Annotated in this window: 8 protein-coding genes; 4 read left to right on the top strand and 4 right to left on the bottom strand. The window is 48.3% G+C overall.

Annotation, left to right across the window (positions count from 1 at the left end; genetic code table 11):
- Window positions 1–373 (top strand): SDR family oxidoreductase (locus QUA77_RS10570; protein WP_333450072.1); only part of this gene is annotated, 373 nt, incomplete at its 5' end.
- A gap of 138 nt (window positions 374–511) precedes the next feature.
- On the opposite strand, the gene QUA77_RS10565 is transcribed toward QUA77_RS10570, so the two are convergent.
- Complete coding sequence (locus tag QUA77_RS10565) at window positions 512–2566, bottom strand: serine/threonine-protein kinase (protein WP_333039090.1); 2055 nt, start codon at window positions 2564–2566, stop codon at window positions 512–514.
- A 444-nt stretch (window positions 2567–3010) separates the two neighbouring features.
- Here QUA77_RS10565 and msrP point away from each other — a divergent pair, with 444 nt between their 5' ends.
- Window positions 3011–3994 carry a protein-methionine-sulfoxide reductase catalytic subunit MsrP gene (gene msrP, locus QUA77_RS10560; protein WP_333039089.1) on the top strand — a complete coding sequence of 328 codons (984 nt, stop codon included), beginning with the start codon at window positions 3011–3013 and terminating at the stop codon, window positions 3992–3994.
- Window positions 3995–4125: 131 nt separating this feature from the next.
- Here msrP and miaA read toward each other — a convergent pair whose 3' ends face one another.
- The gene (gene miaA, locus QUA77_RS10555; protein ID WP_333450071.1) at window positions 4126–5046 is read right to left on the bottom strand and encodes a tRNA (adenosine(37)-N6)-dimethylallyltransferase MiaA; all 921 of its coding nucleotides are present in this window, start codon (window positions 5044–5046) and stop codon (window positions 4126–4128) included.
- Between the two features lie 258 nt (window positions 5047–5304).
- On the opposite strand from miaA, the gene gyrB reads away from it, so the two are divergent.
- Both gyrB and QUA77_RS10545 read left to right on the top strand, forming a co-directional pair.
- Window positions 5305–7245: a DNA topoisomerase (ATP-hydrolyzing) subunit B gene (gene gyrB, locus QUA77_RS10550; RefSeq protein WP_333039081.1), complete on the top strand. Its 1941-nt coding sequence runs from the start codon at window positions 5305–5307 to the stop codon at window positions 7243–7245.
- Between the two features lie 234 nt (window positions 7246–7479).
- Window positions 7480–8196, top strand: a complete 717-nt coding sequence (locus QUA77_RS10545; RefSeq protein ID WP_333039079.1) for a heme oxygenase (biliverdin-producing) — start codon at window positions 7480–7482, stop codon at window positions 8194–8196.
- A gap of 261 nt (window positions 8197–8457) precedes the next feature.
- Here the strand turns inward: QUA77_RS10545 and QUA77_RS10540 are convergent, their stop codons facing one another.
- Window positions 8458–9123, bottom strand: coding sequence for an S-layer homology domain-containing protein (locus QUA77_RS10540; protein WP_333039077.1), 666 nt, complete (start codon window positions 9121–9123; stop codon window positions 8458–8460).
- Window positions 9124–9243: 120 nt separating this feature from the next.
- Window positions 9244–12804, bottom strand: a complete 3561-nt coding sequence (mfd, locus tag QUA77_RS10535; protein ID WP_333450070.1) for a transcription-repair coupling factor — start codon at window positions 12802–12804, stop codon at window positions 9244–9246.
- Window positions 12805–12840 lie beyond the last annotated feature (36 nt).

Below are 12840 nucleotides of genomic sequence, written 5' to 3'. Positions count from 1 at the left end.
GCTGCCTATCTTTTTTTACCACAAGTTGGCTCAATCCTTACTAGCTATGGGTTTTGGGTGGGTTGTCACCCCCCCAGCAACTTACGGGGTTTACGTGGCGACAAAAGGCGCGGTCGAACAGCTAACTCGATCGCTAGCTAAGGAATTGGGATATCGCCAAAATACAGTCAATGTAATTTCTCCGGGTCCCACGGATACAGAACTCTTCACTGTCGGCAAAACCGTCGAACAAATACAAAGATTTACCCAAATAACTGCTTTGGGAAGACTCGGAAAAGTTGAAGATATTGCCGATGTAACGGCTTTTTTGTGCAGCGACCAAGCCCGGTGGATTATCGGACAAAATATTTGCGTTAACGGCGGGACTGCCTAAATATATACTTTAGTCCGCTTGAAGGGGACTTCGTTTGTATACCAGCGATTTTAATCGCCTAGTATAAGAATCTCCAACCAAAATCTTTGATTGTGGTTGGAGACTCTTATACTTCGATCGCGCGGACAATCGAACAAATTAAGGAGACAGTCGCCACACCTTAATCGTGTCGTCAAAACTGCCACTGATCAGAGTTTTGTCTTGAGGATTAAAAGCCAAATCCACCCAGGTAGAATGACCCTTCAGGGTGCCCGCCATTTCGCCGGAACTCATCCGCCACAGCTTGATAGTCCCGCTCAAATCGGCGCTGGCGAGTTTGTCTCCGTCGGGAGTGAAAGCCAAGGACTTAACCTTGTCGGAATGGCCGATCAAAGTCCGCAGCAGAGAACCGCTGGGTTGCTGGGACTGATTATTTGTGCTGATATCCCACAACTTCACCGTCTTGTCCCAACTGCCGCTGGCGAGAGTTTGACCGTCCGGGCTGATGGCCAAAGACCAAACCGCCTCGGAATGACCCCAAAGAGTTTCTTTCAATTCCCCAGTCTGCCAGTTCCACAGGCTGATCTTACCGTCGCTGCTGCCGATCGCCAAAGTTTCTCGATCGGCACTGAAAGCCACCGACTGCACCTCGTCAAACACCCGGTTGAGAGTTTCCAACTCGGCGCCGCCTTCTACTTGCCACAACTTCAAAGTTTTGTCCTTACCGACACTGGCCAGGGTCTGGCCGTCGGGACTGAAAACCACCGAGAACACGCCGTTTTGGTGTCCGTCCAAAGTCTGAATTAACTTGCCCGAATAGAAATTCCACAATTTAATCGTACCGTCAACGCCACCGCTGGCGATCTTCCTGCCGTCAGGACTGACGGCCACCGACCACACCGGCCCCAAATGTCCTGCTAAAACCTTGAGCAGCTTGCCGTGACGCTTGTGCAGCAGGTGAATTGTGCCGTCGTTATTCCCGCTGACGATCACGCGGCCTTGGGGAGCAACTGCTACCGCCCAAACCGGGTTTTTGTCTTGATCCGCCAGAGTCCGCACTGCTGGCCGCGACTGCGATGCCTCACCGTTAAAATCCTGCATCGGGGGCGGATTGAACCGAATTTCGGGAATGCTAGAAACAGGCTCACCAGAAGTGAAAGCCTGCGGTGCAGGAGAGGGCAAGCGAACACCCAGCAATACGGACAGCAGGGCAACCGTACTTGCTCCCCACATGGCCAAAGTCCACTTGGGTTTGCTGAGAATCACGTCTACCGGTGCCGGGCCGTATTTCATGTCTGTGAGAATTGCCTCGATCGAGCGATAGCGTTTTGATGGTTCTCGCTGCACCATTTTATCCAGAATGCGGCCGAGTCGCGCCGAAACTGGTACTTTCAAATAATGTCTCCAGGTCCAACTTTCGGCTTTGATGTCAAACAAATCAAAGGGCGACATTCCCGTTAACAAGTGAATGCAAGTGACGCCCAAACTGTAGATGTCGCTGCTCTTAATCGCTTGACCTTTAATTTGTTCCGGGGCCGCGTATTCCGCAGAACCTGTGACCGTTTCTGTTTTGAGAGGCCCGCTATTAGCCGGAATTGCCGCGCCGAAATCGACTAAAACTAGCCCAGAGGCACTTTCTTGGGCCACGGAATGTAAATCCTCTTTCCCTGCCAAAGCTGGGGATGCTTGGGGAGTTTTGCGGTGAATAATATTCGACGGTTTGATATCTCGGTGAATCAGTTGATGTTCGTGAACAAATTGCAGGACTGGCAACAATTCGCTCAGCAGATACCAAATTTGAATTTCTTTAACAACACCTTTTTCTGAAAGCCGATCGGCTAAATTACGGCCTTCGATGTATTCTTGCACTAAATACTGGCAGCCTTCGAGTTCAAAAGATGCCAGCAATTTCGGTATTTGTGGATGTTTCCCCAACTCGTCGAGAACTGAGGCTGAGCCGCGAAATGTCCGGTTTTGCTGTGTGCGACCGTCGGCGACGGCCGCGGGCGCGCAGAACTGTTGAATGACGCAGCGGGGTTGCGAAGGTTGGTCTTCATCGACTGCTAAGAAGGTGCGGCAAGTGAGACTTTGACCGAGGGTATGAAAGACTCGGTAGCGGCCTTTTAGCAACAAGTTCGACTCGCAACTTTTGCAGATTGTCGCGCGATCGAGATTTTGGGGATTCTGGCAATGGGGATTGGTGCAGTAACTCATTTGTCTTTCCGCTGGAGACCCCCGTCCGACATTATTGCTGGTGGGGGAGGAAAGCGGGGCGGTGCGTGCCGCTTCCTGTGGACAAATTAAATAATTGGAATCTTTGCTTGATCATAATTGTTTCCCAGATTTTCGCCACAATTGCTGCCGTCGATCGCGCGTAAATTATTGCTGACTTTCCTGCGAGCGAGGTTTAATAGGTTGATCGTACCGAGCTCATTCGAGCGATCGGCGGGATTTGCTGTTACCGAATTACGTTATACTGTCATTGCGAATACTTTCAGAGCGATCGCACCTAAGCAATCGCGAGACCTTGCCAAATATCGGCGATTCTTTGTTCTATGGAGTGAATCTAAAATTTCCCATTTCCCACCTCAAATCGACTAACCGATTAAAAATTAGGCAAAATTATCCCAACTAACTACTAACTTTTAACTATTACTTATGCCCTTAATTCGTGTACCCAAGTCTTGGGAAATTCTCAACCCACAAATTACCTCAGAAACAGCCTTTATCAACCGCCGCCGCTTCATGACAAATTTAATTGGCGCCGGCGTGACTGCTTCGCTGCTGCCGCTGACCGGCTGCCAAAGCAATGCTAGCTCAAAAACTGCTCTGGATCAAAGCTCAACCCAAGCCTATTCGGAATTGAGCCGGAATCCCGCCTTTGCAAAAGTTGATCGAGCAATTACGGACGAAGGCTTAGCTACAAAATACAACAATTTTTACGAATACGGCGGCACAAAATCTATTTGGCAAGCCGCTCAAGCTTTGCCAACAGAAAACTGGAAAGTAGAAGTAAGCGGTTTAGTAAAAAATCCCCGCACTTATGATATTGACGACCTCTACAAAAAATTTCCAATCGAAGAACGAGTTTATCGATTTCGCTGCGTAGAAGCGTGGGCGATGGTAGTTCCTTGGGTCGGATTTCCCATGAAATTACTGATGGCCGATGTCGAACCGCAATCGAAGGCTAAATTCGTTCGCTTCACCTCATTTTACGACCCCAAAATTACTCCCGGTCCCGGTTTAATGTCGCAATTTTATCCTTGGCCTTATACCGAAGGTCTGCGAATTGAAGAAATGGCGAACGATTTAGCATTTTTTGCCACAGGCTTGTATGGCCGAAGGCTACCTAAGCAAAATGGTGCGCCTCTGCGGCAAGTGATTCCTTGGAAATACGGTTTTAAGGGCGCAAAGTCGATCGTAAAAATTGAATTTGTCGAACAACAGCCCGCCACTTTTTGGAATACAATTGGCCCCAACGAATACGCTTTTGAAGCAAATGTCGAACCCGACAAGCCGCACCCCAGATGGTCGCAGGCCAGTGAACGGATAGTCGGTCCCGGTAACAGTTGGTCGTGGGAAACTCGCCCAACTTTGCCCTATAACGGTTACGGCGAATATGTGGCGGGTTTGTACAGTTAATTGACGGACTTCCCCTCGTTGATAGGCTCTGCCTAGGAACGCAGAACCGGAGGCTATGCTTCCCTATTTCTGCCAGGCAGAGCCTCGGATTCAGGCATTCCCAGGCAGAGCCTGCGAAGGAAAAATTGAAATTACATCAGTCTTGATCTGCGTCCCTCAAACTCTTCAACTCTCTGCCAAACTCTTTCTAGCAAATTTGGCGTGCTAACATCAAACCATTCAATTTCAGGATACGCTCGAAACCAAGTCCGCTGTCTCTTCGCAAATTGCCGCGTGTGCAAAATTGTTAATTCTTTGGCTTCTTCAAGCTTAATGTCGCCAGCCAAATATTGTTTGATTTCCTGATAGCCCAGCGTGTTCAACAGTGGCAAGTCGCAGCCGTATTTTTTACACAAATATTCTACTTCAACAATCCAACCGCGTTCTAGCATTTGTTCGGTGCGCTGTTTGATCCGATCGACCAAAACGTCGATCGCGCAATCCAACCCAATTTGTAAAATAGGATAATTGGGAGGATTTTCGCCCTGCTGTTCCGAAATAGGGCGACCGGTGACATAAAATACTTCCAGTGCTCTTAAAGTTCTTACTGGGTCATTGAGGTGAATTTTCTCAGCCGCAGAGCGATCGACCTGCTGCAACATCGCGTAACATTGAGATTGTCCGAGTTCTGCAAGTTGCGATCGTAATTCGGGCATCGGTGCTACCCTCGGAATTTTTAAACCCCTGACAATCGATTTAATATATAAGCCCGTCCCTCCCACCAACAACAGGGGGGGAGACAGCGGAAAATCGACAGCAGCAATTAAATTTTGAGCTTGTTGCTGGTAATCTGCTAGTGTCAGCGTTTCCGTCGGATCGCAGATGTCAATTAAGTGATGCGGTACACAAGTGCGATCAACCGCCGTCGGTTTTGCGGTTCCGATGTCAAATTCGCGGTACACTTGACGCGAGTCCGCACTCAGGATCGAGGATTGCAGTCGCGAAGCCAAAGCCACAGCCACTCCCGACTTCCCCGTCGCCGTCGCCCCGCAAATCGTAATTAATTTAGGCATAAGGTGTCGCACATTTCCCTATAAAAACTCTCAAATCCTCTCCTCTCCATGCTTTCCCCTCTCTCCCTACACTGATTCACGGCGATCAACCAGGGCAGTCCTCCAGCAATCTCAAAACTATTCCCCTCCGTCCCCCCAATAAATTTCCCTTCAGAAAGCCCTAGCATCGCCTTTAACGGTTTTGTGCTATAATTTTAGGAGTTTTCCCATTTTAGAAGCTTTCGGGGCTTTAGGCCTCATTATTGGAGCTATTTTTGTATGACCAGCAGCTACAGCGCCGACCAGATTCAAGTTCTCGAAGGTCTCGAAGCAGTCCGTAAACGACCGGGGATGTACATCGGTACCACCGGGCCGCGAGGACTCCACCATCTAGTTTACGAGGTTGTGGACAATTCCATAGATGAGGCGCTGGCTGGCCACTGCACTCACATCGAGATTGACATCAACGCCGACGGTTCCGTTACCGTGACAGACGACGGCCGGGGCATTCCCACCGGCATCGTTGCCAAGACTGGCAAATCAGGAATAGAAACAGTAATGACTGTACTTCACGCCGGGGGTAAATTTGGCGGTGGTGGCTACAAGGTTTCTGGAGGATTGCACGGTGTAGGTATTTCTGTTGTTAACGCGCTGTCCGAGTGGGTAGAAGTGACAGTTTGGCGCGACCAAAAAGAACATTTACAGCGCTACGAAAGAGGCAATCCAGTTACTGAACTTACTGCCAAGCCCAACAAAGGTACTCGCACCGGCACTTCAGTTTCTTTCTTGCCAGATACTCAAATATTTAGCACTGGCATTGAATTTGATTACACTATACTCGCCGGGCGCTTGCGAGAATTGGGTTACTTGAATGCGGGCGTGAGAATTACGTTTAGCGACCACCGTTTGGAACTGCTTAAAAGTAGCGAACCTCGCGTCGAAACATACTGTTATGAGGGCGGAATCAAGGAATATATCGCCTACATGAACCGCGAAAAGCAGCCTCTGCACGAAGAAGTGATCTACGTGCAAGGAGAACGCAACAACGTGCAGATAGAAGTGGCTTTGCAGTGGTGCGTTGATGCTTTTAGCGACAACGTTCTAGGTTTTGCTAACAACATTCGGACGATCGACGGTGGCACGCACTTAGAAGGTTTGAAGGCTGTTTTGACGCGGACGATGAATTCGATCGCCCGCAAGCGCAACAAAATTAAAGAAAATGAGCCCAACCTCGCCGGCGAAAACGTGCGCGAAGGTTTGACAGCAGTAATTTCGGTCAAAGTTCCAGACCCGGAATTTGAAGGTCAAACTAAAACTAAGTTGGGAAATACAGAAGTTCGGGGAATTGTTGATTCCTTGGTAGGCGAAGTATTAACAGAATATTTGGAGTTTCGCCCCCAAGTAGCTGACGCTATTTTGGAAAAAGCAATTCAGGCATTTAAGGCCGCTGAAGCCGCCCGCCGTGCCCGCGATTTAGTGCGCCGAAAATCTGTCTTAGAATCATCTCCTTTGCCTGGAAAATTGGCGGACTGTAGTTCCAGAGACCCTGCCCTGTCTGAGATATACCTGGTGGAGGGGGATTCTGCAGGCGGATCGGCAAAACAAGGGCGCGATCGCCAATTCCAAGCAATCCTGCCTTTGCGCGGTAAAATTCTCAACATTGAGAAAACCGACGACGCCAAAATCTACAAAAATAACGAAATTCAATCGTTAATTACAGCCCTGGGTTTGGGCATCAAAGGCGAAGAATTCGATCCGGGTCAATTGCGGTATCACCACATCGTAATTATGACTGACGCTGACGTAGATGGTGCTCACATCCGCACGCTATTGCTGACTTTCTTCTACCGCTATCAGCGCGCACTTGTAGACCAAGGTTACATCTATATTGCTTGTCCTCCTCTCTATAAAGTGGAACGGGGACGCAATCATTACTACTGTTACAGCGATCGCGAAATGAACAATCTCATCCGCAATGAATTTCCGGCGAATGCTAATTACACCATTCAGCGGTTCAAAGGTTTGGGTGAAATGATGCCGACACAGTTGTGGGATACGACGATGAACCCAGAAACTCGGACGCTGAAACGGGTGGAGATTGAAGACGCTGCTGAGGCCGATCGCATCTTTACGATCTTAATGGGCGATCGTGTCGCCCCCCGCCGCGAATTCATTGAAACCTACGGCCCCAAACTCAACCTCCTCGACTTGGACATCTAAATTAATCAGTAGCTAACTGTCGATGAGGAACGACTAACGACTAAACTTTTTCAGCAGTTTGAACCCTTGTGCCTTCCGAGGCACAAGGGTTTCTGCTGTTTGAGGTAGGTAGATTTTGTTATAAAAATTAATACAATCTCTCATCAAATCGATCTAAGGTAAATGCTTAGGTAAATTTTAGATTTTTGGCGCATCCATCAGCTACCACAAAAATAGAAGGTTGGACAGTATAGCATGAGCATCAATTTAGCGACCAAATTGCGTGAGGGAACCAAAAAGTCCCACACAATGGCAGAAAACGTCGGTTTTGTCAAGTGTTTTTTAAAAGGCGTTGTAGAAAAAACTTCTTACCGGAAGTTAGTAGGAAACCTCTACTTTGTCTACTCGGCAATCGAAGAGGAAATGGAACGCCAAAAGCAGCATCCGGTTGTTTCAAAAATTTACTTTTCTGAGTTGAATCGCAAACAAAGCTTAGAGCAAGATTTATTTTACTACTACGGTGCGAATTGGCGCGAACAAGTAGCTCCGTCAGCCGCAGCTAAAGCTTATGTGCAGCGCATTCACGAAATTTCGGCGACGGCACCGGAACTGTTAGTAGCTCACTCTTACACTCGCTACCTTGGCGATTTATCTGGCGGACAAATCCTGAAGGGAATTGCCCAGCGCGGGATGAATCTTTCCGAGGGAGAAGGCACTGCTTTCTATGAATTCCAGGATATTCCTGATGAAAAAGAATTCAAGGCTAACTACCGTCAGGCAATGAATGAACTGCCGATTGACGAAGCAACAGCAGAGCGAATTGTTGACGAAGCTAATGCAGCTTTCGGCATGAACATGAAGATGTTCATGGAGTTAGAAGGCAATTTGATTAAAGCAGTTGGTCAGATGCTTTTCAATACCCTGACGCGGAAGCGCGGTGGTGGCAGTACCGAATTGGCTACTGCTGATTAAGTTAAAGCTCACTGGGGATAATTTGAGCCTCGTTTAAGAGGAAAAACTTAAATCCTGGGGGTTTGATGGCTGCTTTTACAGTCACCAAATCTCCGGGATTTTGCATGATGTTTCAATTGCGGGCGATCGACTTTTTAACTCATATAGTTTCCGGTTGTATCGGAATGATTTAACCGCAGAGGGCGCAGAGAACGCAGAGGGAGAGAATACAGAGAGGAATAATTCCGATGCTACCGGATTTGATATCACAACTCAACACTATCACCTTCCCACGCCGCGATCGGGAGGCTCCTCGTCCGGGACAGGCAAAGAACTCGGTCTTACCTGCCGCTCCAAATACTTGCTCAAAGCGTAAGCGATATCCCCACGAGTCATCGGTTTCAAAGGATTAATCTTATTAGTTGCGATATCAACATTAACAAACCCTTCATAAAGTGCAGTAGCTATAGACTTTCTAGCCCAACTAGGAATTTCGCCTGCATCTGGATACTTAGCTAAAATCTCGGAAATGCTGGGATCGGGAAACTGAAAAACCCCGTAAGCTTGAGCAAAAATCGCCAAAGCTTCAGCGCGAGTCACCCTTTGATTTGGGAAAAACATTCCGTCGCGATATCCACTCATCGTTCCCGTTTTCAAAGCAGTTTGAACCGCACTGTAAGCCCAGTAACTCTTCGGTACGTCCGGCACTTCCCTATCCGGTTTCTGAGCAGTTTTCCGCCGTTCCAAACCAAAAGTTTTCACTAAAATCATCGCCAAATCGGCGCGACTTACAAGGCCCTCAGCATTAAAATTACCACTAGCATCTTTATTCATCAATCCTGCACTCACAACCCGATCGATCGGGTCAATTATTTGTTGAGATTGAACCGCCATGGGGACTCCTTGCACTAGCGCGATCGCCAAAAAAATACTCACTAACTTTTTCACGATTTTAATCCTTTCTGTCGCTAAAACCATCATGAAAACAGCAGTAATATTTTTTATGGTTCCATCGGTATTATTCTGTGGTTTCGGCGGTGCGCGAGATTTGGGGATTATATATTAAAATCAAACATTTGCTTCCGGCAAAGCGCCCTGCATTTTACCCAGCCAATCAATCAAATTATCCAATTGCTTTTGGGCCGTCAAAACCGCCATACCTCGAATAGTAACCTTCCCCTTGCTGTAGACAAAACGAGATCGCAAATGTTCCGGCAAATTAGCCTTGAGCAAATTCCAAGCAGGCTCTTCCATCGCAGTTTCCAAAACTATGTTCTGCTTATTCTCCGGTTTAATCCGAGAAAAACCGATTTTTTTAGCAATTTGTTTTAGTTCGACCACACGGATAAGTTGCTGGGCTGGAAGAGGAATTGGCCCATAACGATCGCACCAATCAGCCTGAATCTGCTGTAATTCTTCAGGAGTATTAGCAGAAGCCACAGACCGGTAAGCGCTCATCTTTTGATCCAAATCTGCGATGTAATCGGCAGGAATAAACGCCGTCAAAGTGAGGTCAATTTGCGCGTCCTCCACTTTCGGAATTTCCTGACCCTTTATTTCCCGAATAGCCTCCTCTAACATTTCTGCATACAAATCAAAACCGATCGCCTCCATTTGACCAGATTGTTCAGTACCCAAAACATCACCCGAACCGCGAATTTCCATATCTCGGACAGCCAACTGATAGCCTGAACCCAACTGCGCGAACTCTTGAATTGCCCGCAGCCTCTGCCTTGCAGGATCGGATAGCTTGTTCTGCTTCGGATAAAACAGCCAAGCATGAGCTTGAATCCCCGCGCGTCCCACCCGTCCCCGCAACTGGTAAAGCTGACCCAAACCAAACTTCTGCGCGTCTTCAATTAAAATGGTATTGACTCGCGGAATATCCAAACCCGACTCAATAATCGTCGTGCACACCAAAATATCAAACTCCGCCGCGCTGAAAGTCAGCATGATTGATTCTAGTTCCGAAGCCTCCATTTGACCGTGGGCGATCGCAATTCTGGCAGACGGTACCATCTCCTGCAACTGAGCGGCCAACTCATCAATCCCCTCAATCCGCGGCACCACGTAAAAAACCTGACCGCCCCTGTCCAATTCTTGACGAATTGCCGATCGCACCACTTCCGGGTTATAGGGAGCCAAATGCGTCTGAATCGGGCGTCTGCTGGGAGGCGGAGTCGAAATCAAACTCATCTCGCGAATCCCCGACAGCGACATATACAAAGTCCGGGGAATCGGCGTTGCTGTCAAAGTCAGAACATCTACCTCTGTTTTGAGAGATTTAATTGCTTCCTTTTGCTTAACTCCAAACCGCTGTTCTTCATCCACCACCAACAAGCCCAAATCCCGAAATTTAATCGCCTTGCTCAAAACAGCTTGAGTACCGACAATCACATCTAATTCCCCAGTCGCCAAACGCTTGTGAATCTCCCGGCGCTCGGTTTCAGTGCGAAAGCGATTGAGCAAACCAACTTCGATCGGATAAGGGGAAAAACGCTCTGAGAGCGTGTGATAGTGCTGTTGGGTCAAAATCGTCGTCGGCGCGAGCAAAGCCACCTGCTTGCCCGCCGTAACCGCCTTAAAAATTGCTCTCAGAGCCACTTCTGTCTTGCCAAAACCAACATCGCCGCAGACCAAGCGATCCATCGGTCGATCGCCCTCCATGTCGCGTTTCACATCCTGAGTTGCCTTCAACTGATCCGGCGTTGGCTGGTAAGGAAAAGAATCCTCTAATTCTTGTTGCCAAGGCATATCAGGAGGAAAAGCGTAACCTGTTTGTTTAGCTCTTTTAGCATAAAGATTCAGCAAATCCACTGCCAATTTTTTAACAGCTTTGCGAACCTTTGTTTTAGTTTTTTCCCAAGTTTGGCCTGTCAGCTTGTTTAGATCCGGTACTTTATCGCCTACAGTCCGAAACCTCGACAAAGCCCCCAATTGATCTGCCGCCACTCTCAGAGTACCGTCAGCGTATTGAATCAATAAATATTCGCGAGTTTCCCGATCGATCGTCAAACGTTCCAACTTGAGAAATTTACCCACTCCGTGCTGGCGGTGAACCACATAATCACCAGGGCTTAATTTATTCGGGTCTACTTGCTTAGAAGCAGCGCGGCGGCGCTTGCGGACGTAGCTAAAAGTAGCCAGAGAATGCTGACCGTAAAATTCCCGATCGGTAATTAAAACAATCCGAAAAGTCGGCAGAATAAACCCTTCCAATTCTGCTAAGCCGCTGTACTTCAAAGCAACCGGAACGTGCTGCAATTGCAACTTGTCGATCGCCAAAAAATCGCGCGGATTTACCACAAACTGAGCCGGACAGTCGTGTTCCGAAAGCAGAGAAACCGATCGACTCGGTTGAGCAGAAACCAGAAAAATGGTAAAACCCCGATCGCGCTCTTCCCTGAGCATTTGAGACAGCTTCGCAAATTGGTGAGGCATCACCGGCACAGGCCGAGAAGCCAAATTAATCGCAGATGGTAGCTGGTCGCCCTCCGCAGAGCTTTGAAATTTTTTAGCCGTAGAATCTTCGGCCAATTCAGAAAGTTCTAGCCTCTCGAAAGCTGCGACATCTGCCATAGATTCAGCAAAAGTGCGGTGAATTTTCGGAACTTTCAAATTAGCAATTGGCAATTTTTCGGTTGCCTCACCAGCAACTTCCGATTCCCGATTGCAATTATTCCACTGTTCCTGTGCATTCTCAAACCAGCGGTCGCTGTGAGCTTCGCACCCTTGCGGTTCGTCAATAACAACTAAAGTATTTTCAGTCAAATAATCCAACAAAGATGCAGGTTGCTCGAACGCTAAACCCAACAGCCTGCGGACAAATTTTTCCGCTTCATTTTCTGTGTCTACAGAGCCTAGTTGGTTAATTTCGTCAATATTTTTTTCAGCTAAAACTGCTTTAATAATTGCGTTAAAATTAGTAGGAGTTAAAACTAAGCGATCGACCTTATCGAGCGATCGCTGGGAAGACGGATCGAACTCCCGAATTTGCTCCAAATCATCCCCAAACCACTCCAGCCGCACCGGCAACTCAGCCGCCACCGGAAATACATCGACAATATCACCCCGACGGCTCCATTGACCCTCCATTTCCACCAGAGCCACCCGATCGTACCCCATCGAAACGAGTTGGCGATCGAGTATCTTCGAGTCTTGAACCGCACCTCGCTTCAGCGTCAGACAGTAGGGTTCAAAAGCATCAGGTGGCGGCAAGTGAGACTGGAGAGCTCTTTCGGTAGCTACAATCGCGATTGGCTTCGACTGATTGGCGGTTTTTTCTTCCTTATCCACCAAATCCGCCAGCACCTGCATTTGCCCCCACGTCATTTCATTCTCGTCGGAGTAAGATAGCTCGTAGGGCGAAGCCTCCGAAGTCGGGTAAAAATGTACGGTTTGCCAGCCCATCGCCTCCAGCCCTGCCACCCAACGACCGGCTTCTTCTAGAGTTGCCGTCACTACCAGTAAACTCCGCCCTTCTTGCTGTGCGAGGGCGGAAGCTACTAAACCTTTAGGCAAACGGGCTACGCCGTTGAGTTGCACGTAGCGATGGCGCTTGAGCTTGTTGAGGAGTTCTGTTGCTAGGGGCGATCGCCCGAGGGTACGAATTATTGAAGAGAAAGTCATGCGCTTTTAATTTTAATCCCTGATCGGCGAAGGCTC

This window comes from Microcoleus sp. K5-D4, assembly GCF_036704575.1.
In the GTDB taxonomy this organism is placed as follows: Bacteria; Cyanobacteriota; Cyanobacteriia; order Cyanobacteriales; family Microcoleaceae; genus Microcoleus.
This window is presented reverse-complemented; position numbering and strand designations above follow the sequence as displayed.